Raw genomic sequence first — 21,671 nt, 5'->3', positions numbered from 1 at the left:
AAAACAATGGGGCCACCGTGTCCGTGTGCGGGTGACCCGATCAATCTGGCGACGGGCAACGAATACCACGATGAAGAGGACGCTGACTTAGGTGCCCTGAGTTTTCACCGTTACTACAACAGTCAAGTTGAAGTAACGGCCGCGAACTTGGGAACGCATTGGCGACACAGCTTCGACCGCAGCCTGGTTTATGTGTCGACTGGGGGTGTCACGACCGCCACGGTCTATCGCCCTAATGGTCAGTGGGTCGTCTTCACCGAAAATGGCACCGTCTGGAATGCCGACCCCGATGTCCCTGACACCCTCGTCACGACGTCGACCGGATGGACCTATTTTGAGGCGGCGACCCGCAACTACGAAAACTACAACGCTGCGGGACAGCTAGTCTCCATCCAGGATCCCAATCAGCTCACGACCACGCTGACCTACAGCACAGCGAGCACGCCGACCTCCATCGCGCCAGTCGCCGGTCTGCTGCTCACCGTGGTCGATCCACGCGGTCGACAACTGTCTTTTGTGTACAACAGCAGCGGCTTCGTTTCCACCGTCACGCAACCGAATGGAGGGGTTCTAACCTATAGCTATAGCGGTAATCTCCTCACTCAAGTCACCTATCCGGATCGAAGTACGCGGCAATACAGCTATACCAACACGACATGGCCAGAAGCCCTTACCGGTGTCGTGGACGAAGCGAGTGTGCAGTACGTCACCCTTGGGTATGACACCCTCGGACGGGCCATCAGCTCGCAGCTGGTCGGCAACCTGGATTCCACCGCGCTGACGTTCAACAGCAATGGCACGACCTCGGTGACTTACCCCCTAGGCGCACAGACAACCCTGAGCTTCGTGACGCCCAATGGCTCAGTCCACACCAGCGCAGTGACCGCACCCTGCGGACCGACGTGTGGCCAGCCTAATGCCGCGGCCACGTTTGACAGCAACGGCTATCTGGCCTCGACCACGGACTTCAACAACAACCTCACGACGACGAACTACGCGGCCAGCGGTCTGCTGGATACGCAAGTGGATGCTTCAGGCACCTCGAATCAACGCACGACGAACACGATGTGGAACACCACGTTACGCGTGCCACTGCAAACGACCGTCGCCAATGCCAGCGGCACCACGGTGGCCAACATCGAGTGGGTCTACAACACGGCTGGCCAGCCGTTGGCGCGTTGCGAGATCGATCCGACGAATAGCGCAGCGGCGGGTTACGCCTGTATCAATACGGGCGCGGTGCCGTCTGGCGTGCGCCGCTGGAGCTATACCTATTGCACCGCCGTCAACACGCAATGTCCCTTGGTGGGGTTGCTGCTCAGTGTCACGGGGCCGCGTACCGATCTGACGCAGACCACCAGCTACAGTTACTACACCAGCAGCAGTGCCACCAGCTGCGGTACACCCGGTGCGGCATGCCACCAGGCGGGCGATCTGTATCAAGTCACCAACGCCCTGAGCCAGGTCACCACCATCGCTTCGTACGATGGCAACGGACGTGTGACGCGGGTCACCGATGCCAACGGTATCAACGCCGACCTGACCTATACGCCGCGTGGCTGGCTGGCGTCGCGTACCGTCGATGGTTCTGTCACGACCCTGGGCTATACAGCGTATGGCGCAGTCAACTCGATCACCGACCCTGACAGCGTGGTCACGACCTTCAAATACGACGGTGCGCATCGCCTGACCGACATTCTGGATGCGCAGAATAACGACCTCCACTACACACTGGATGCTGCCGGCAACGAGACATCTGAGCAAATCATTACGTCCTCGGGCACGACAGTACAAAGCCAATCGCGCAGCTACAACGCCTTGGGGCAACTCACCGCCATCATCGATGGCCTCAACAAGACCGTCTTCAATGCTGGCATGAGCAATAGCTACGACGCCAATGGCAATCTCGTACTCAGCGCCGATGCGCTGGGTTACCAGCGCCAGCAAGGCTTCGACGCGCTGAACCGCCTGCACAGCACGATCGCCAACTACAACGGAGCCGACCCTGCCACGCAAAACACCACGACGAGCGCCAGTCTCGATGCACTGGATCGTTTGGCAGGCGTCACCGACCCGACGAACCTTGCGACCGCTTACACCTTCGATGGGCTCAATGATCGCACTCAGCTGCAAAGCCCGGATACCGGCACCAGCACCGACACCTACGATGCGGCCGGTGATCGCCTTATACACACCGATGCGAAGGGAAACATCAGTAATTCCACCTTTGACGCACTCGATCGTATGGTCGGGAGCAGCTACCCCGGCGACGTCACACAAAACGTCACTTACAACTACGAGCAATCGAATACGGTGACTGGCTGCACGGCCTCCAATCCGATCGGGCGGCTGACGAGTGTGGTCGAAGCGACCTTTAGCACCATCTACTGCTATGACGGTCGAGGCAATGTCATTCAGAAGCTCTATGTGACATCCAACCAAACGGATATCACGACCTATACTTATACCTCGGCCGATCGGTTGAGCAGCTACGCCACACCTTTTGTCAACTTCGTCAATTTCAGCTCGAATCATCCAACGAAGGTCAGCTACACATACGATAGCAATGGTCACATCAGCAGCGTGCTGGTATTGCCTACCGATCCAACCAGCTCGATTACCCCTGTTTTTGGCCAGCAGGCACCACCGCCTGCATTAGGGCCGGCCACAGTGGTAAGCAATGTCAGCTGGATGCCGTTTGGGCCGATCAGCAGTTACACGTTGGGCAACGGACAGACCGTTCAGCGTACCTATGATGCCAATTACCGGCTTACCGACTTGGTGAGTCCGGCACTGAACCTGCACTTTGCGCTGGATGCGATGGGCGACATCAAAGCCCTGGGCAACACCCCCGGCGCCAACCCAGCTACGGAGAGCTACAGCTACGATCCGCTTTATCGGCTTAATGGTGTTACTGAAGGCAATGGGACCACGCTGGAAAGCTACACCTACGACTCGACCGGGGATCGGCTGAGCAAGACGACATCGGGTCTGGCCGGTGGCGCCTATGGTTACACCCCCGGCACGCACCAGCTCATCAGCATGGGCACGGCCACTCGCGCCAATGACCTTGATGGCAACACCACCGGCAGCGTGATGGGTGGGAGCACCTACGGGTTCGGCTACAACACCCGCAATCGGATGACGGTGGCGCAGCTCAATGGCTCGACCGTCGGCACCTACAAGTACAACGCATTAGGCGAGCGAGTAGGGAAGTCAGCTACCTTTCCGCAGAGTGTGAGCGCACGTTACGCGTACGATGAGATCGGTCACCTGATAGGCGAATATGGCACGATCGACCGTGATTACGTCTGGCTAGGCGACATACCTGTGGCTGTGGTGGATGATGGTGCAGGCAGTAGCGGCATCAGCACGATCAACTACGTGACCGCTGACCAGTTGGGTACGCCGCGGGCGGTAAGCAACGGCGCTGGCACCGTGATCTGGTCGTGGGGTTATCAGGGCAATCCGTTTGGGGAGCAACAGCCGACCTCATCGGCGGGGTACGTGCTCAATCTGCGTTATCCCGGCCAGTACTACGATGCCGAGACGGGGACGAACTACAACATGTACCGGACATACGAACCTGCGACCGGGCGATATTTGCAGAGTGATCCGATCGGGTTGATGGGTGGCATCTCGACCTATGCATACGTCTCTGCAAGGCCGCTTGATCACTCAGATATGTTTGGAACTCAAGAAGTAGAAATGAGCGGATCAAAACTCAATGAAAAGATGCAGGATTTACCGGACTCCAAAAGTGATTGGTGGCCCGCATCTGGTCTGAGCTACAAAAATAATATTTGCCTTGAACTAAGGTGCACTAAAAAAGGCTGCAATGGTACCACTGCGGTTTATGTAATAACGCAATGGGTCCCTAGGAATCCAACGATTGAAGAAGCATCGAAATCAAATCCGAACTGTGTTTGCACGAGATGGTATAACAATTAAATGTGGAGCAGCCATGAAAACGGCACTAATAGTAATTCTTTTTATCGTGGTTGTTGCAATAGCTTTTATGGTCGGGTTACGCGTAGGGGATCGAAGAGCTACGACCGAAGATAGGGTCGTAGTGGATAGTATTCAGGCGGATTTAGTATTTAATCGAATACTCGACGAGAGAAAAATGCAATCTATGCTTTCAAAAGGATGTGTGGCCGAAACGCAAAATGCCTTAAATATTAATCTTGACCAAGATACGAAGTTGCTCGCGGAATTTTTTAAAGGGAAATTGACACCGGATGCCAGAAAATATGTTTCAGATCGCGACCCGGAGTTGATGAGCTCACTGGGAGCTTTTAAAAGCAAATACGGTAACTCTTGGACTGAAATGGAGTGCAATAAATAAGGTGCCGTAAGAATTGCTCTGGATTTCAGCAGTGGGCCTATCAGGGCAATCCGTTCGGGGAGCAACAGCCGACGTCAACAGCGGGTTACGTGCTCAATTTGCGCTATCCCGGCCAGTACTACGACGCCGAGTCGGGCACCAACTACAACATGTTCCGGACGTATGAGCCGGCGACAGGGCGGTATCTGCAGAGTGATCCCACCGGGCTCGATGGCGACATCAGTACATATGCAGCTGTCAGCAACAGCCCGCTCAACCGAATTGATCCCGATGGTCTGCGCGACATTTTCGTCGGCGGGTTTGGTGATTCAACCTCCCAAATCGTGCAGAGTTACTATGCTAACTACGCCCTGACGCACCCCGACTCGGCCTACTACCAGTGGACACAGCAATCGGCCATCGAGGCTGACATCAACTCCACTCCAGCAGGCGATCCGGTCAACTTGATCGGTCACAGCTACGGTGGTGACACCGCCGCTGCCGCAGCGCTGCACACATGCGGCCGAGTAAATCTCTTGATCACGATCGACCCGGTCAGTCGCTGGCACTATCGTGGCATGCAGAACATCGCCAACGCTGTGAACAATTGGGTAGATGTGGACGCCGAAGGCGGCAGTCTGTTCCAGCCCTCCAATTTCATTGCGGGCATTGGCGGAGCTTGGGATGGTGCGCCAAACGGAATTGCAAACACATACATCCAAGATGATCTGGTGAACCACGAGGATTTCAGTCAAATGATGAACGCGTCTGGCCCCGGTGTCATGAGTCCCGCCCAAGTCCTTTCGAGGGCCCAGCAATGATACGTAGCAAGCTGGCCGCGACCATGGCTCTTCTAGCGTGGTCGGTCTCTCTCACCGCCTGCGCTGCTATGTTTTCCAGCGGCCCGAAGGACATCCGCGTGACGTCGGTGACCAACGTGGATTACAAGGACCAGGCACAGTTTGATTGGGTTAGTCCCGCGCCACGTCCGTCGCTGATCATTTCGCGCATCGATTTCACGACCGATACGGACTTGTTGGCTCTTGCTAAGAAAAAAGATTACAACGTGACGTTTGCTGTTGGTCCATGTAGCAAGGACGGAGTGAAAGATAACGGGACGGGCTTGGGCGGCGTTTATTGGGGCCATGTGCGGATCTACTCCGACACGAAAGATGATCCCGGTTACGCAGCAGCTGCTGCCAAAGGGCCGCCCTTTACTTATCAGGCTTACATCCGAAAGCCACAGTCGAACGATGCCCAAGGGGCACTGTGCTTCACGCTCGCTGGAGGAAGCATGCTTGGCGGGAAGTTGCGCTCGAACGATGCAATTCTGCCGGTACACTGAGCATGACTCATGGACGAAAACAGCACTAATGAACGCCCGCCTTGCGCGGGCGTTCTTCTTTGTGGCGTTTGGCCATCCATGATCGACGGCTGGAATGTGCTTACCTTCCATAGTGGAACATAAAGGGTGGAGCCCGCTTCGCTCATTTTTCCCGTGTAGATGGCGCTGCAGAGCCATTTAAGCTGTGCTCCACTTGCGCTATGGTGTGGCTCACTTTGTGCCACAGACGAAAACCCTCGCATGCCCGCCAAAAAGTCGACCGTTGTCACCTCGCGCACGATCAAGGCGCGCCTCAGCGACACCGCCATGCTCGGCAAACTGGAGAAGCTCAAGGCCGACAAGGGATGGAACGATTCGGATCTGCTGCGCGAGGCGCTGCGGGAATATCTCGAACGCGAGCGCCTGCGGGACGACATGGCGACGATGGACAAGCGCTTTGGCACCACGCTGAAACGGCTGGCTCAGAAGCAGAATGTGATGCGCTCGGAAATGGCCGTGCTAGTGGCCTTCATGCACGAGTTTTCCGGGCTGTATCTGTTCCACACCGTGGAGCCGCTGGTCGACGTGCGGCAATCAGCGGCGGCGGATGCGCAGCGTCGCCACGAGATCTTCCTGCGGCGCGTGGAAAAGGCTTATCGCGGAGGCAATCCTCTGGACGAGTTGGCGGATGCCGAGGGCGAGGATTAGCCAGCGGCAAAATTGCGACAGTCGCAATTTTGGTCCGGGTCTACCTAGTCAGCAACGTTCGACGCTGCGGTGTTGTCGTTATCAACATCCCAATAACCCGACATCGGCTCGCCGTCGTCGCGCAGCACGCCGGCCAGCACGAGCTGGTTGGCCAGCGCGGCGACAGCCGCGAGATCTGCGGCGTCCTGACTGGTATCGGTGCCGCTGGCGAGGCGCTGCTGGTGAGGATCGAGCACCGACCAGGACCACGCACCGCTCGGTGTCTTGGTGATCGTCTTCGAATAGCCGTAGCCCATGGCTGTGCTCCTCTCTTAGTCCATAAAAAAACCGACCCCACAAGCTGCTTGAGGCAGCCCGCGAGGTCGGTGCTATGCGATCGGCGATGCGCTGCCAGATCGTTATCTTTTAGCCGCCTAGCGGGCCGCCTGTTGCAACAACGCATCAATCATCTGCGTCACCAGCCGCTGCTTGGGCTTGGGCAACTGCGCAATCGTCTCGATCTGTTGTTGCCACTTGGGCACGGGGCCGGGCTTCTTGGTGCGCTGATCGTTATGCCCCAGTAGGACATCCACGGGAACCCAGAACAAATCGGCTAGTGTCGGCAGCATGGATGCAGGTAGGCGTGAGCGCCCTGTCTCGTAGTTGGCCAAGGTTTGCTGGGCGATACCCAAGGTATCCGCCAACTGCTGCTGCGTCACGCCACGATCCTGCCGCAGCTGCGCGACGCGCTTGCCGAGCAAGGTGAAGAAAGCGGTATCGCCCGATGCCATCTGGTCAATCCAATCGAACTGTGCTGGCTTCAAAGCGTAGTCCTCGTGATGCAAGAATGAGGTTGACATTACCCCGTAATGGGGTAAACATCAATCCAGTTATTTTTTGCTTTACCCCCTTGACAGGTTTTTGCCCGGAGACCCGTTTTATGGCCCGTATCCCCGAGAGCGAAATCGAGCGGCTGAAAGCGGACGTGTCGGTGCAGCGCCTGGTGGAAGCCCGCGGTATCGCGCTGACCCGTCACGGCGCCGACTGGATCGGCCGCTGCCCGTTCCACGAGGACAAGACACCCTCGCTAGTGGTGTCGCCGGCGAAGAACCTGTGGCACTGCCTGGGTGCGTGTCAGATCGGCGGCACGGCGATCGACTGGGTGATGAAGGCCGAGGGCGTGAGCTTCCGGCATGCGGTGGAACTGTTGCGCGAAGGTTTGCCGTCGACATCGCCACTCGACCGCGTGGTGCGCTCGTCGAGCGTGCCGAAGCTGCCGGCGCCGGTCTCGTCGGATGCGGACGATCGCGCGCTGCTGCGTCAGGTGATCGGCTATTACCACGACACGCTGATGCAGAGTCCCGAGGCCCTGGCCTATCTGCAGTCGCGCGGTCTCAACCACCCGGAGCTGATCGAGCGCTTCCGACTGGGCTTTGCTAATCGCACGCTGGGCCTGCGATTGCCGGACAAGAATCGCAAGGCCGGCGCCGACATCCGCACCCGCCTGCAGACGCTGGGTCTGGTGCGCGACTCCGGTCACGAACACTTTAATGGCTCGCTGGTGATCCCGGTGCTTGATGCGCACGGCGACATCACCGAAATCTACGGCCGCAAGATCACGCCCAACCTGCGCACCGGCACACCGCTGCATCTGTATCTACCCGGACCGCATCGCGGCCTGTGGAACGTCGAGGCCGTGGCCAGCAGTCCCGAAATCATCCTGTGCGAAGCGTTGATCGATGCGATGACCTTCTGGTGTGCCGGCTATCGCAACGTCACTGCCGCCTACGGTGTGGAAGGCTTCACCGCCGATCACTTGGCGGCCTTCCAGCAGTACGGCACCGAGCGCGTGCTGATCGCGTACGACCGTGATGCGGCGGGTGATGCCGCCGCCGAGAAGCTGGCCACGCAACTCATAGCCGTCGGCATCGCGTGTTACCGCATCCCCTTTCCCAAAGGGATGGACGCCAATGCGTACGCACTGGCTGTGCAACCGGCGACGAAATCGCTCGGCCTGGTGATCCGCAAAGCCCTCTGGTTGGGCGAAGGCCAGCCGCCGGCACGGCCGGAAAACGAATGCGTGATGCTGCACGATGCCTCACCGTCGATCGTGCTCGATGCGTCTTCTTTAGTCGCCGCTGTTGCGGTGGAAACCGCACCACCGGCTGCACCGCCGGAACCGGCGCTGCCCGCGTCACCGCTGCCATCGGTGCCCGCACCGATCGCCGCCGAAGTGAGCGACAGCGAAGTAGTGTTGACGCTCGGCGAGCGTCGTTATCGCGTGCGGGGTCTGTCGCGCAATCTCAGCCCCGACACCTTGAAGGTGAATCTGCTCGTCTCGCGTAGCGAGGCGTTTTACGTCGACACACTGGACCTCTATGGGGCGCGTGCGCGCACCAGTTACGCCACACAGGCGGCGGTTGCGCTGGGCGTGGCCGAAGGCGTGATGCAAGCGGATCTCGGCCGCCTGTTGCTGCAGCTGGAAACGGTGCAGGATGCACAGATCCGCAAAGCACTGGAGCCGGTGGCCCCGGCAGCGGTGACGCTGAGCGACGACGAGCGCGACGCCGCGCTCGCGCTCCTCAAATCGCCGAACCTCTTGGAACAGATCCTTGCCGACTTCGAGGCGTGCGGCGTGGTCGGCGAGCGCACCAACAAGCTGATCGGGTATCTGGCGGCGGTCTCGCGCAAGCTCGCCGCGCCCCTGGCGGTGGTGGTGCAAAGCTCGACGGCGGCCGGCAAATCCTCGCTGATGGAAGCGGTGCTGGCCTTTATGCCGGAGGAAGAACGCTTCCGCTACTCGGCGATGACCGGACAGAGTTTGTATTACCTCGGCCAGACCCAGCTCAAGCACAAGATCCTCGCGATCGCCGAGGAAGAAGGCGTGCGCCGTGCGGCGTACGCCTTGAAGCTGTTGCAGTCCGAGGGCGAGCTGACGATTGCCAGCACCGGCAAAGATCCGGCGACCGGCAACCTGGTCACGCAGGAGTATCGCGTGGAAGGTCCGGTGATGATCTTCCTGACCACCACCGCCATCGAGATCGACGAAGAACTGTTGAATCGTTGTCTGGTGTTGAGCGTGGACGAGGGACGCGAACAGACCCAGGCGATCCATCGCCGGCAGCGCACCCGTCGAACGCTCGATGGCCTGCTGGCTCGCGAAGAACGCGAGCACCTGTGCACCCGTCAGCAGAATGCACAGCGGTTGTTGCGTCCGCTGGCCGTGGTCAATCCGTACGCCGATCAACTGACCTTTATGGACGATCGCACGCGCACGCGACGCGATCATGAAAAGTACCTCACGCTGATCGATACGATCGCGCTGCTGCATCAGTACCAGCGACCGATCCAACACACGACGCATCGTGGCAAGGACATCGAGTACGTCGAGGTGACGCTGGCCGACCTCGCGCAGGCCAATGCGCTCGCGCACGACATGCTCGGGCGCAGCCTGGACGAGCTGCCACCCCAGACCCGCGGTCTGCTGCGTGCGCTGTGCACGATGGTGGCCACGCGGATGCACACCGATGCGCTCCCGCGCAGCGAGGTGCGCTTCAGCCGGCGGGAGGTGCGTGACACCACGGCGTGGGGCGACACGCAGCTGCGGGTGCATCTGGAACGACTGGTGGCGATGGAATACCTGCTCGTCCATCGCGGCAGTCGCGGGCAGAGCTTCGTGTATGAGCTGCTGTATGACGGCGACGGTGGTGCAGCGCCGTACCTGTCAGGTCTGATCGATGTGGCTACGATGGCCACTTCGCGGGGGGCCGAGAGCGAGAACGCGGGGTCATCGCGGCCGGCTCGCGGCATCAACGCGGCCGCTTCACGGTCGGTGGAAACGCCGGCTAATCCAAGCGTGGCAACGCCTGCTGCGCATCCGTCGATCCCGCCACGGCAAACGCACGTCCTGAGCCCGTCGGTCGTGCCGTCGTACGCCTCATCCTCGCGCGTCGCCTGACATGGGCCGCAAGCGCGTCGCCTCCGGTGGTAAACCCGTCACGCTGCCGATCGATCCTCTGGCGTCGCATCCACTGACACGCTATATGCACGCGCACCTGGAATGGCTGCTCACGCACAGCTACAGCGCGGAGACCGTGCGCTCCCGGCGCAGCGCGCTGCGTCGCTTCATCACCTGGTGCGCCGAGCGGCACCTGGACGATCCGCGCGCCATCACGCCGCCGATGCTGGAGCGGTATCAGAAGAGCTTGTTTTACTACCGCAAACCGGATGGACAACCGATGACGCTGGGCAGTCAGCACGGTTGCCTCGCCCCGCTGAAGACCTTTTTTAAGTGGCTGACGCGCGAGCGCCACGTCCTCTACAACCCCGCGTCCGAACTGATACTGCCCAAGCTACCCAAACGCTTGCCCCGCACGCTGCTGTCAGTGGAGGACATCGAGGCGATCCTGCGTGAGGCGGTGCCGGTCAACGCACCGGGCCTGCGCGATCGAGCGATGCTGGAACTGCTGTACTCCACCGGGCTGCGGCGCATGGAGGTGACGACGCTGGCGATTTACGACATCGACCTTAGACGCGGCTTGGTCTTCGTGCGCGAAGGGAAGGGGCGTAAGGATCGGGTCGTGCCGCTGGGCGATCGTGCGGCGGCATGGGTGACGAAGTATCTGGTCGAAGCACGCCCGATGCTCATGCCGGTCGACACGCTAGCGCTGTTTATCAGCGACCTCGGGGAACCGATGTTGCCTGACTCGCTGCACCACAAGGTGAAGGGCTACATGGAGGCGGCCGGCATCCATCGGCCCGGCGCCACGCATCTCTTCCGGCATGCCTGTGCCACGCACATGCTGGAGAACGGGGCCGACATCCGCTACATCCAGGCACTGCTCGGTCACACCAACCTGGCGACGACAGAGATCTACACGCACGTCTCGATCGACAAGTTGCAGAAGATCCACGCGGCGACCCACCCGGCGAAACTGGCCCGTACCGAGCGGGTAGCCATCGACGGCGAACCGATCGGCTGAAGGTCTCTTCGCGCACCAAAATTGCGACAGTCGCAATTATGGTCCTCGATCAGGAACGTCTCATCGAGCTTCAAAATTGCGACAGTCGCAATTTTGGCCAGCCTGTTGCACCGTCACTTGCGCGCGTGCGCTGCGCCACGGAAACTCGCGTCTAGGGAAAAATCGCACCGAACAGGGAGAAGGTGTCTTCGTCAGCCGCTCGCTAACCCGCACTACGCCTAGGGAAACCGACCTCCGGTACGACGAACTCGCGTCAGGGGCCACTGTATGGGGTTATCAGGGCAATCCGTTTGGGGAGCAACAGCCGACGTCGACGACGGGCTACGTGCTGAATCTTCGGTTCCCGGGCCAGTACTACGACGCCGAGACAGGGACGGTGTACAACGGCTTCCGGAACTATGAGCCAGCGCTGGGACGGTATCTGCAAAGTGATCCGACCGGACTTGCTGGCGGCATATCGACTTATGCCTATGTCGGCAATGATCCGCTGAGCCACACAGATCGGTTCGGGCTTAGGGCAGATACAGACCTGTGCGCTGGTATGAGTGCGCAGGGATGTATGCAGCTCGGTGAACAGTTCGCACCAGATTACGTCACGGCGAACGTGACCATTCCCTCCATTTTTACATTTGGATACACGTTGACCAGGGATGGTAGTTTGTTCGGTACGGCAGGCTTTACGTTTGGCACGCCGAAATCGATTGCGAGCGGTAAAAATTGGGGGTTCTCAATCGCAGCCGGAAATTTGCTTAAACCGTGCCATACCAGCGCCGATGTTGACGATTTTGTTAGAGGTTGGACAAAGGAATTTGGGTATTACGATATTGTGGGTGGCGCTATTGCTACTAATTCCACGGGCACTGCCGTCGAAACAGGTTTTGGGTTTGGTGGGGTATCGGGAGCTTCAACATACTCTGACCAACAAGGCACGCTCGGGCATGGGTGGTGATGATGAGCATCATTTCAGCGAAGTCGGCCAACCTAATTTACTTTGCTGTAGTGATTGGGCTAATTTTTTTGGGTGGCAAAGTACTCGAAAGGAACGATGCTCGACCCTTGCCGGGACAGCCCTCGATGTCGATCTTGCGTGATGATTTTTCTGCTATTCCGGTGCCGTCGGGGGACGTCCCTATCGACCAATTAACCACGTTCAATCGTGGTGGTGCAGTCGGTGTTGCAAGGCATTTTCGCGCTACGTCCCCTGTCAGCGCGCTGCTTACTTACTACGAAAATGAGCTTCCTCATCATGGCTGGACGCTGAAAGGTTCGAGTGAAGCACATGGAGCAGAGTCAACGATCAGGTTCTGCAAGGCCGATAGAAGTTTGACTATCGATGCAGCAAGAGGAGGTGAGTCAACGATGTACTACTTGGGGGTGGTGTGGACTAGATCCCCAAATGACAACGCATATTGTGCTGGTGGGCGTTAGGCCAACTACGTACAAGGATAGGCAGGCTATGCTACTGACAAGACAAGATAAGGTTATCGCAGGCATTCAAACTGTTCACAGTCTCATTGGTCTCGCTTGGGTGTATTCCACCTTCGTGAGCACCAGTTCTACGACTACCTTTCTATGCACCAACATTGCCCTCGCCGCACTCGGCATTGTTTCGGCTGTGGGTTCGCTCCAGAGGCAAAGGTGGGGCATTTATGGCGGACTTCTGTTTTTCGCTATCCAACTTTTCCACGTTGTCAGCCCCTTACTTCAATTTTCCTTCACGCTCGGCCTCAACTTCATAGTGAGCGCAGGTTTTGGTAGTGCGCAAATTGGCCTGAACGTCTTCGCACTGACCATGTTTATCTGGTCTTGGTGGCGGAGTTATGCACGCTTAACCGCAGCCACACGCCAAAATGCCTGATCGCCCTAGCCGAAGCTAGCTTCTGTGGATGACTGGATAGAATGCCCGCCCTGTGCGGGGCGTTCTTCTTTGTAGTGTTTGGCCATCTGAACTTGACGGCTGGAATGTGCTTACCCCCTCATAGTGGAACATAAAGGGGTGTGTCACGCTCCGCTCGTTTTTCCGGTAGTGTCTCAGTTTGAAATGATGGCCGATGCGGGTACAGTGCCAGCAAGGAATAGTCAGGGGGAGACTTCCTTGTTCATCATGGGACGATCGGTGCGCTTCCGAAGTAGCGCGCCCAGCAATTTCTGGGGATCGCTATTAAAGCTCGTCGGGCATCTTGCCGGAACAGCTTTGATCTTTGTTGTGTTCATACTTCTTGTTTGGGTTGTTTCCTACGCAGTCAGCGGCCTTGATGGCTTCCACAAATTTCCCCAAAACGTGCTCGATATCATCACGCACGTTGAGATATGGTTGATCTATGTGGATGTGGCTCTGTGTTCTGTCGTCCTCATCCTTGGAACAATTCGCTTCGGGATGGAAATCTGGGAGAACCGACATGAGTAAGTTACTTCTCGCAGCCAGAGAAGGGTTCTTAGATAGCCTGCTTCTTGCACTAGCCATCCCTGCGATCATTTTTCGCGATCTGATGCGGCTGGCTAAGAGTTTCGTGAAAAATTAAGCAGCCTGTTTCTTCTTGTACGGGCCGCGAGCCTTAGCAACTGGCTCTTTCACAAGCGCCGCAATCTCTTCCAGCGACCATACATGGTCAGATACGCCGGCTTCCATCGCGGGGGTGACGCGCAGCGTCTTGTGGATGCGACCGAAGTTGTAATGCATGAAGTGCAGCGCGACCGCGTGCATATGGTTGTCCACCTTCTTGCTGAAAGCATTGGAAAGCCGGGTGAAACGGCGCATCGACATGCGCATGGTCAGATTCTGGCGCTCTACGTAGCTGGTCGAGATATGGGCCGGATTCGGCTCACCTTCAATGCGTACAGTCTTGGTGCCGATATGCTCGCTCGGGCTGTACTTGCGTTCCGGTGAAACAGGGCCTTCACCGAACAGCTTGATGAGCATGGCGTAATCGATATCCGAACCAAATGCCCGCTCTACCGCATCCACGTAGACCTTGTGGCCGTCCGTCGTGAGCTGGATGCGGTTAGAGAGACGTCCCGCCAGATCAGCGATAAAGGCGTTTGCAGCGGCAGCGCCACGATCACCAACCATCCATGAAGCAATGATCTTGGTATCGGCGCAAATGGCCGTCCACGTCCACACATCACCGACGCCGAACTCACCTTCGCGCTCAGCCGGGACGTTCTTTTGCTTGGCACCGACGAACGACCAGATTTCGTCGCACTGGATGCGCTTGCAAGGCAGGTTGCGCATCGTTGCGTCCTGAAACTCAGCACAGGCTGTACCGACGTCTACAAGTAGCTTGGTCACGGTGTTGATGGAGCAATCAGCGATCCGCGAAACCGCACGCAGGCTCATGCCTTCAACGAGAAGGCCTAGGATTTTGGCGCGTTCTGCTAGCGGCATGCGGTTCATGGGTTGGACAATAACCCATCATGCCTGACTAGTCAAGCATAAAGTTCAATTTGAAATGGATTTGATAGGCACCCGCACATACCTAGACAAGTCATGGTTATGGGGCGACAATAGTCCTAAGAACGGCCTAACTCAGCCGTTCTTAGGATGTGACTTAAGGTATTAAGGTAAGTGTCAGCCGCATCGTGACCACCATTGTTAGTGGTGCAATGCGCTGTCTAGATTGCCAGTCCATCTTTGTTCCTGATGTCGTGATGACCTCACGGCGTTGGTCCGGGTCGCTCACCCGAGTTGATATAAAAGCCCCGACACCGCGCCAACGGCTAGGGGCTTCACTTCTCAGCAAAAACCCACCCTTCTTTCCGGTTTTTAAGCTGAAACTCTCCGCTTCCGTTCATCATCTTGCTCACGGCCAATATCGGAGCTTTGCTCCCGACATGAATGCCTCTGAAGCTAGCAATCTCTAGAAGCTCTTTCGTTGTGACATGCCCATTTTCGGCGATCAGTTGAGTAGCCAAGTCAATCACGAGAGCTTTAGTAGAATTTGATCGCGGGGTTACTGATTTATTCACGGCAGCAGGCTGCTTTACGGCAGGAAGGCCCTCCAGGCGTGCTTTTACACGCAGATAGATATCGAGTTCCTCTTTACGCGCCTTGAGAATACGAGCTTGCTCCTTGATGCTCTCAAGCTCAGCTGCTGCTGCTTCATCAATGTCATAAGCCATGGAAATTTCTCCAGCCTATTTTCTATAGACTAGAGACGATCTTATTCCTTATTCTGGCAATGTCAAAGAAAAAAGGAAGTAGTCACTTTTTCCATCTGGCTGAAGCAGCTTTCTTGGCGATGGTTGATCGTTCCTCGGAGCTCATAGACTCTGCGCGAGCCTTCCCGCCTTTTAGGCCACCTTTGCGACCAAGCGCGACCGCAGCCGGGTTCTTCCCGTCGTCTGTCTTGACGTCATCAGCCTCACCCGTCGCTATCGCAGCGATGAGGTGCGCTAGCTGGTTCGGGTCGCGGGGTCTTTTCGGCTTAGTAGGCATACCTACAGTATGAAGCCGCATGCCTGACCGCTCAAGGAATCGGCGATCGGATTAGATTTCAAACTGAGACACTACCGTTTTTCCGCGTAGCTGGCGTCGGCTTACGCCTACAGGCTTTCACGCAGACCGCCGATTCACGCTCCGCAGCAGTACGTGCACCCTGACGACGTCCGTGAGTCTGGTCAGCCGATCTTGCTCCTGTTCGCTTATCGCCTGACGGAGCAGATGGCCGGGCATTTCCTTTTGCATGGGTGCTCCACATGGTCGTCTATACCCTCAAACAAGCCGATGACGGGCAGTGGAGTATTTGCCGCATGGGCGCGCCTCTGTTCACCCAGATGCAGCTCAGCCCCGCGATTAAGCTGGCTCGAGAGGCGGCCCGCGACGAGCACTATCGGAACGGCCAACCGACCTGCGTTGAAATGCGCGGACTCGGTTCGCTGATGAGGTTGGCGCACTTCGACCGGGCCGCAGGCACCAGTGCGGCGTGAGTGCGTGTCATGGATGAAAGGATCGACCTAGGCAGCCCATTGAGCCGCGCGCACTGGTGTGGATGCTTCAGCTGCAGCGATCAGGAGCTGATCGAGGCGATCCGCGCTACTCGCAGCACCGAGGTAGGCGTGGTCGGGCTGTACCTCGCCACCCGGTTCACGCTGGTAGTCTTCGACGCTTCCGACGTGGCATAGACCACTTGCTTAGGTGCTGAAAGGGGCAGGGCAGCTGGCAAAGCCTGGGGGCAACTTTGGGGACAATTGCAAACATCACATAGACTGAAATGGCATGAGATAAGGCTTTAAAAGGCACCATGCGGTGCCGGGTGCCGCACCAGTTACAGCGAAGGGCCCGCAGTGATGCGGGCCCTTTTTGTTTTGAAAATTTCCGATTGGTTCGACAGCCAGTCCCCAACTCCGTCGGTCCGGACCAAGTTGATCAGCCGTCTGGGACATCATGCATGGTCAATGCTTGATGGCTGGCGATGGCGCATCGCTGGCTGGTGGCGTGGCCGTTGGCGCGGCGGTTGTGGGCATGCTGCCCATCGGATTGCCTGCCATCGATTTGGTGGTTTGATCCATGGCCTTGTCGCGCGCATCGGGTATGGCTGCCAGTTTCGTGGCCATCTGCAGATGGGTATTCAGTGTTGGCAGCGTGGTCTGCGCGAACTGATGCACATCCGGGTCTTTCGCCTGCTTGCTTTCCTGAGTGAACATTTTCACGGCGGCCTGATGGTCCTTGACCATGTCCTTCAACCACGCCTGATCAAAGGCGTCGCCGTTCTTCGCTTGCAGATCCTTGCTCTCTTTCAGTGCGTCCGACGTGGGCGCGGTGGGGAGTGTCACCTGTTTGCTCTGGGCCAGCGCTTTCAACTGGTCGTTGGCCTTGGTGTGGTCATCGACGATGCCCTGCGCGAGCTGCTTGACTTGCGCATCGGAAGACTTTTCCAGCGCCATCTGGCCCAATTGCACTTCAGCCAGACCATCGGCGGCGGCATGCTGCATGAACGTGCTGTCCGTGGCGTTGGTCGAACTCTTTGCATCTACCGACCCGTCGGACTGGGCCATCGCTGCGCAAGCCAGACTCAGAAGCAATGCACTGCCGAGCACCTGGCAAACGTGTTGTGTGGTCATGTCGATCCTCTCCGTTGATAGCTGGAAGACCGATGAGACCCGACGGACTGAAAAGGGCATGTGACGGGCTATCAAGCTTTGGGCCGTTTTGGCTGAACACTCGACAAACACTTAACGACTTCGTCGCGAATCGTGTACTCACACATCTGCAGGCTTATGCGGGGGTTATGCGGAGTAAGACACGAGGGCAGATCATGGAAACACTCTACGTGGTGCAGAGCTTTCACGAAGTGGATGGAGCGGTCTTGCCCGAGAAGCCAGTGCTTCATGGCATGGAGGAGTTTGCGCGTCGCCGCGGCGAGCAGCTTGCCAGGGAGTGCGAAGGGGTACTGGTGTATGCGCAGGCCGCAGACACGGACCGTGGCGAGTATTCGGATCCGGTCATTCTGGCGAAATACGGCCATGTGCCGGATCCGCAGGCAGAGAGTCTGTATTGCTATCGCTAGAGCGAAAGGCGCGGTATCTGCAGCGTCCGCATCGACGATTTCCTATGGGAAATGAGGTGGCGCACGCAACGTAAGAACTTGCTATGCTCGGCCGGCGGTTGCACAGGGGCAGCCGGGGATCAATGGCATGCAAACGTTTATTGCGCACTCCGCCTTCCGGCGTGCTGTGGCGTTGTTTGCAGGGATGCGGATGGGGAAGGTCGTACGGGATACGCGGCCAGAAGGCGTGGCTATCTGCGACGAGTTAGTGTCTTGGTATCCCGGGGCGCGATCGCGCCGTGAGGATGAGTTGGCGCGAAGTCGCCAGATTGAATCCGGCTGAATCATGCTGCGATGAAATACGGTGCGCTGCTTGCCCGCGACTCGATGATGGGTCGACTGGCTGGCGTGATCCGGTAGGCGGCCTCCTGTCTGGGGGCTGTGGCATGCCGTCGCAGTATTCCTGCATGTACTGTTGGTGCCGAACGGGGGTTCGATCGTGCTCGCATGCTTGACGTCCGACATGCAGGACGGCCCTGGCACGGCCCGCAGGGCGTGGGTGATCCCGTTCCGGTAAACTTCGGTGGGTTCGCACATGAGGCATGTTGCGAGCCCCTTTTCACGGGGACGGCGGCAGTACACCCGGAAGCAACGGCGCGAAGTCGTGTTTCGCGGGTCGCTGCCGCTACACCGACGCTGGTGGTGCGCGATGGCTCTGGCCTGCGCCATCAGATGCCACACGCAGGTAGACAAGCTCATGAACAAGCGGATCGTTTCACTGATTGGTGTGCCGACCGACATCGGCGCCGGACATCGCGGTGCCGCGATGGGGCCGGAAGCACTGCGGGTAGCCAACCTGGCGGCCAGGCTGGAACGCCGTGGGCTACAGGTGATCGACCGCGGCAACCTGCAGGGGCCGCTCAATCCATGGCAGCCGCCCACGCACGGTTACCGTCATCTGGACGAGGTGGTGGCCTGGAATACGGCCGTCTATACGGCTGTACACCAGGAGCTTCAGGCAGCTCGCCTGCCGATCATGCTGGGCGGGGATCATTGCCTGGCGATTGGTTCGATTTCGGCCGTGGCGCGCCATTGCCACGACGAAGGCAAGCAACTGCGCGTGCTGTGGCTGGATGCGCATACCGATTTCAATACCGCGCAGGCCACGCCGTCGGGCAACATCCATGGCATGCCGGTGGCCTGCCTGTGCGGCACCGGGCCGGCCGAGCTCACCGGTCTCACTGGCAATACGCCGGCAACCACGCCTGACGTTTTCCGCTATATCGGCATCCGCTCGGTCGACGAAGGCGAAAAGCAACTGGTGCGCGAGGCGCGCATGAGTGTGTTCGACATGCGCCGCATCGACGAGATTGGCATGAAGGGCGTCATGGAAGAGGCGTTGGCCGGCGTCGATGGAAATACCCATCTGCACGTGAGCTTCGACGTGGATTTCCTCGATCCCAGCATTGCACCTGGCGTCGGCACCACCGTGCGTGGTGGTCCGGATTACCGCGAGGCGCAGCTGTGCATGGAGATGATCGCCGACACCGGTTGCATGGCATCGCTGGACATCGTCGAGCTGAACCCGGCGTACGACAAGCGCAACCAGACCGCCAAGCTGGCGGTGGACCTGGTCGAATCGCTGTTTGGCAAATCCACGCTGCTGCGCTGATTGCGCTGCTCGAAGACATCACAAGCGAACCCTAATGCAGACTCGAGTCCTCACCGGCATCACCACCACCGGTACCCCGCACCTGGGCAATTACGTGGGTGCGATCCGCCCGGCCGTCGAAGCCAGCCGGCGCGCTGACGTCGATGCGTTCTACTTCATGGCCGACTATCACGCGCTGATCAAGAGTGACGATGCAGCGCGGATCGAGCGCTCGCGCCTGGAGATCGCCGCGACCTGGCTCGCCGCCGGCCTCGATCCGCAGCGGGTCACGTTCTATCGCCAGTCGGACATCCCAGAAATTCCCGAGTTGACCTGGTTCCTCACCTGCGTCGCTGCCAAAGGCATGCTGAACCGTGCGCACGCCTACAAGGCGGCGGTGGATCGGAATACGGAGACGGGCGAGGACGCCGATGCGGGCATCACCGCCGGCCTGTACATGTATCCGGTGCTGATGGCGGCCGATATCCTTGCCTTCGACGCGCACAAGGTGCCGGTGGGGCGCGACCAGATCCAGCATATCGAGATGGCACGTGACCTCGGTCAGCGTTTCAACCATATCCATGGTCGAGAGTTTTTCGTGTTGCCTGAAGCGCTGATCGAGGAGCAGGTGGCTACCCTGCCGGGCCTGGACGGCCGCAAGATGTCCAAGAGCTACGACAACACGATTCCATTGTTCGCTGGTGGCAAGAAGCAACTGCGCGAGGCGATCATGCGCATCGTCACCGATTCGCGCCTGCCTGGTGAGCCGAAGGACCCGGACAGCTCTGCGCTGTTCACCATCTTCCGTGCGTTTGCCAGTGAGGCCGAGACGGCGGCATTCCATCAGGCCCTGCTGGATGGCCTCGGCTGGGGCGATGCGAAACAGGTGCTGTACGAACGCATCGAGACCGATGTGGCGCCGATGCGTGAGCGCTACGAGGTGTTCATGGCTGATCCGGCAGCGATCGAGACGATCCTGCAGCAGGGTGCGCAGAAGGCGCGTGCGATCGCCACGCCCAAGATCGCCGCCTTGCGCGATGCGCTGGGGCTGCGTTCGGCCAGTACGTCGGCGGCCATCACGGCCTCGCCGAAGACGGTCACGAAGCAGGACAAAATGCCGCGCTTCGCCAGTTTCCGCGATGCCGATGGTAACTTCCGTTTTCGCCTGTTCTCCGCGGAAGGCGAGGAGTTGCTGTTGTCGATCTCGTTCGCCGATCCGAAGGCGGCCGGCGCGCTGCAGAAGCGCCTCAAGACGCTGGGTGCGGCCGGTACCGTGCTGCAGATCCAGCCGCAGGGCATGACCTTGGAGCTGGATGGCGAGCAGGTCGCCAGCACACCCGACTACCGCGATGAGCAGTCACGTGACGAAGCCCTGCTGAGGCTGCGCGAAGCGCTGGATCGGCTCGCTGCGCAGGATTGATGCGCGGCGGTTCAAACCGACGGAGTGATTGATCGATGCGTTACCTGGCCATCCTGTTGCTTGCGCCGTGGTTGCTGATCCTGTGCTGGGCCTACTGGGCCTATCCCAGAAATCTGCCGCGAACCTCGGGCCGGCGCATTTTTGATTTCGTGGCGTTGCTGCTGGCGCTGATCGCCGCGGTGCAGGGTACGTTGTTCGGTTTCGAAACGGCCCTGCTGCCAACGGTTGATCAGTTCGGTGGGCGTACGAGCGGATTGATCTGGCAACAAGTACTGCCCGCGCTTTACGGCTATGGTGCGTTTGCCGTCATGCTTGGGGTCGCACTGTTGACACGCCACGGTATTTTTCATCGATTTCGCCACCGTCGACTCTCTGTTGACAGACGAATCCCTTCACGAGCCATAGCTGGGAATCATCCGCCCACGGTGACGACCGACGAAGCCGATCCCGCTATCTTGCATACCCGAGCATCGACGAAGCCGCGCAGCGGCTGATCACTTTAGTTCCCCCACGAAGGCCGGCCGCATGCCGAACGAGGGAGCCAATGCGCCATCAGATTGGCGCGCTCAATGCGCGCAGGGTCGGAATCGCCAGCGCGGGCAATGCTTCGCGATCCGGTATCACGCCAAGATCACGCCGGCGACACATAAGGGACACACCAAGGACACGTCGAGGGTGACAGCATTACTCAACTGTTTTGGTTTCGGCGTCCCCGATTTCACTGGACGCGGTCCATGTCAGCGCATGTAGTTGAGATGCTTTGAGTTGCAGCCCCGATCAGTCACAAGCCAGTTC

The 21,671-nt window shown here is 58.7% G+C and carries 22 protein-coding genes; 17 read left to right on the top strand and 5 right to left on the bottom strand.

All coding sequences use genetic code 11. From position 1 onward, the window contains the following. The first annotated feature begins 6 nt into the window (after window positions 1–6). The 5 genes from GSQ75_RS01080 (at window position 7) to GSQ75_RS01060 (ending at window position 6,359) form a co-directional block, all read left to right on the top strand. Window positions 7–3,951, top strand: a complete 3,945-nt coding sequence (locus GSQ75_RS01080; RefSeq protein ID WP_216840588.1) for an RHS repeat-associated core domain-containing protein — start codon at window positions 7–9, stop codon at window positions 3,949–3,951. Between the two features lie 13 nt (window positions 3,952–3,964). Then, entirely contained in the window at window positions 3,965–4,348 is a 384-nt protein-coding gene (locus GSQ75_RS01075; RefSeq protein ID WP_158752700.1) for a hypothetical protein, read from the top strand. Next, window positions 4,345–5,148: an alpha/beta fold hydrolase gene (locus GSQ75_RS01070; protein ID WP_158753845.1), complete on the top strand. Its 804-nt coding sequence runs from the start codon at window positions 4,345–4,347 to the stop codon at window positions 5,146–5,148. Before GSQ75_RS01075 ends, GSQ75_RS01070 begins: the two co-directional genes overlap by 4 nt. Next, a complete protein-coding gene (locus GSQ75_RS01065) occupies window positions 5,145–5,672 on the top strand; it encodes a hypothetical protein (RefSeq protein WP_158752699.1) in 528 nt (175 codons plus the stop codon). Before GSQ75_RS01070 ends, GSQ75_RS01065 begins: the two co-directional genes overlap by 4 nt. A gap of 240 nt (window positions 5,673–5,912) precedes the next feature. Beyond that, entirely contained in the window at window positions 5,913–6,359 is a 447-nt protein-coding gene (locus GSQ75_RS01060; RefSeq protein ID WP_158752698.1) for a ribbon-helix-helix protein, CopG family, read from the top strand. A 44-nt stretch (window positions 6,360–6,403) separates the two neighbouring features. On the opposite strand, the gene GSQ75_RS01055 is transcribed toward GSQ75_RS01060, so the two are convergent. Continuing rightward, on the bottom strand, window positions 6,404–6,655 hold the full coding sequence (locus tag GSQ75_RS01055) for a hypothetical protein (RefSeq protein WP_158752697.1): 252 nt from the start codon (window positions 6,653–6,655) through the stop codon (window positions 6,404–6,406). A 117-nt stretch (window positions 6,656–6,772) separates the two neighbouring features. Beyond that, complete coding sequence (locus tag GSQ75_RS01050) at window positions 6,773–7,129, bottom strand: helix-turn-helix transcriptional regulator (protein ID WP_158752696.1); 357 nt, start codon at window positions 7,127–7,129, stop codon at window positions 6,773–6,775. A gap of 149 nt (window positions 7,130–7,278) precedes the next feature. Here GSQ75_RS01050 and GSQ75_RS01045 point away from each other — a divergent pair, with 149 nt between their 5' ends. From GSQ75_RS01045 to GSQ75_RS01020, 6 genes are all read left to right on the top strand, one after another. Further along, on the top strand, window positions 7,279–10,296 hold the full coding sequence (locus GSQ75_RS01045) for a CHC2 zinc finger domain-containing protein (RefSeq protein ID WP_158752695.1): 3,018 nt from the start codon (window positions 7,279–7,281) through the stop codon (window positions 10,294–10,296). Window position 10,297: 1 nt separating this feature from the next. Next, window positions 10,298–11,320, top strand: coding sequence for a site-specific tyrosine recombinase XerC (xerC, locus tag GSQ75_RS01040; RefSeq protein ID WP_158752694.1), 1,023 nt, complete (start codon window positions 10,298–10,300; stop codon window positions 11,318–11,320). Between the two features lie 76 nt (window positions 11,321–11,396). After that, window positions 11,397–12,269: an RHS repeat-associated core domain-containing protein gene (locus tag GSQ75_RS19325; RefSeq protein WP_158752693.1), complete on the top strand. Its 873-nt coding sequence runs from the start codon at window positions 11,397–11,399 to the stop codon at window positions 12,267–12,269. A 2-nt stretch (window positions 12,270–12,271) separates the two neighbouring features. After that, window positions 12,272–12,748: a hypothetical protein gene (locus GSQ75_RS01030; protein WP_158752692.1), complete on the top strand. Its 477-nt coding sequence runs from the start codon at window positions 12,272–12,274 to the stop codon at window positions 12,746–12,748. A 28-nt stretch (window positions 12,749–12,776) separates the two neighbouring features. Next, the gene (locus tag GSQ75_RS01025; RefSeq protein ID WP_158752691.1) at window positions 12,777–13,178 is read left to right on the top strand and encodes a hypothetical protein; all 402 of its coding nucleotides are present in this window, start codon (window positions 12,777–12,779) and stop codon (window positions 13,176–13,178) included. A 168-nt stretch (window positions 13,179–13,346) separates the two neighbouring features. After that, entirely contained in the window at window positions 13,347–13,727 is a 381-nt protein-coding gene (locus GSQ75_RS01020; protein WP_216840587.1) for a hypothetical protein, read from the top strand. A 111-nt stretch (window positions 13,728–13,838) separates the two neighbouring features. On the opposite strand, the gene GSQ75_RS01015 is transcribed toward GSQ75_RS01020, so the two are convergent. Further along, entirely contained in the window at window positions 13,839–14,714 is an 876-nt protein-coding gene (locus tag GSQ75_RS01015) for an IS1 family transposase (RefSeq protein WP_158752689.1), read from the bottom strand. Between the two features lie 332 nt (window positions 14,715–15,046). Beyond that, window positions 15,047–15,439 (bottom strand): hypothetical protein, encoded by a 393-nt coding sequence (locus GSQ75_RS01010; RefSeq protein ID WP_158752688.1) that lies wholly within the window; start codon window positions 15,437–15,439, stop codon window positions 15,047–15,049. 576 nt (window positions 15,440–16,015) lie between these two features. Between GSQ75_RS01010 and GSQ75_RS01005 the strand changes: the two genes are divergently transcribed. Both GSQ75_RS01005 and GSQ75_RS01000 read left to right on the top strand, forming a co-directional pair. Beyond that, window positions 16,016–16,246 carry a hypothetical protein gene (locus GSQ75_RS01005; RefSeq protein ID WP_158752687.1) on the top strand — a complete coding sequence of 77 codons (231 nt, stop codon included), beginning with the start codon at window positions 16,016–16,018 and terminating at the stop codon, window positions 16,244–16,246. 9 nt (window positions 16,247–16,255) lie between these two features. Continuing rightward, window positions 16,256–16,441 carry a DUF3606 domain-containing protein gene (locus tag GSQ75_RS01000; protein WP_158752686.1) on the top strand — a complete coding sequence of 62 codons (186 nt, stop codon included), beginning with the start codon at window positions 16,256–16,258 and terminating at the stop codon, window positions 16,439–16,441. A 270-nt stretch (window positions 16,442–16,711) separates the two neighbouring features. Here the strand turns inward: GSQ75_RS01000 and GSQ75_RS00995 are convergent, their stop codons facing one another. Then, window positions 16,712–17,380 (bottom strand): DUF4142 domain-containing protein, encoded by a 669-nt coding sequence (locus GSQ75_RS00995; RefSeq protein WP_158752685.1) that lies wholly within the window; start codon window positions 17,378–17,380, stop codon window positions 16,712–16,714. Between the two features lie 194 nt (window positions 17,381–17,574). On the opposite strand from GSQ75_RS00995, the gene GSQ75_RS00990 reads away from it, so the two are divergent. From GSQ75_RS00990 to GSQ75_RS00975, 4 genes are all read left to right on the top strand, one after another. Continuing rightward, a complete protein-coding gene (locus GSQ75_RS00990; RefSeq protein ID WP_158752684.1) occupies window positions 17,575–17,826 on the top strand; it encodes a hypothetical protein in 252 nt (83 codons plus the stop codon). Window positions 17,827–18,562: 736 nt separating this feature from the next. After that, window positions 18,563–19,477, top strand: coding sequence for an arginase (rocF, locus tag GSQ75_RS00985; protein WP_158752683.1), 915 nt, complete (start codon window positions 18,563–18,565; stop codon window positions 19,475–19,477). Between the two features lie 34 nt (window positions 19,478–19,511). Continuing rightward, on the top strand, window positions 19,512–20,876 hold the full coding sequence (locus tag GSQ75_RS00980) for a tryptophan--tRNA ligase (protein WP_158752682.1): 1,365 nt from the start codon (window positions 19,512–19,514) through the stop codon (window positions 20,874–20,876). Window positions 20,877–20,911: 35 nt separating this feature from the next. Beyond that, a complete protein-coding gene (locus GSQ75_RS00975; RefSeq protein WP_343160906.1) occupies window positions 20,912–21,370 on the top strand; it encodes a hypothetical protein in 459 nt (152 codons plus the stop codon). Window positions 21,371–21,671 lie beyond the last annotated feature (301 nt).

This window comes from Dyella sp. S184 (genome assembly GCF_009766065.1).
In the GTDB taxonomy this organism is placed as follows: domain Bacteria; phylum Pseudomonadota; class Gammaproteobacteria; order Xanthomonadales; family Rhodanobacteraceae; genus Rhodanobacter.
Note: the sequence above shows the minus strand (reverse complement) of the source record. Positions and strands in the feature narration are given on the sequence as shown.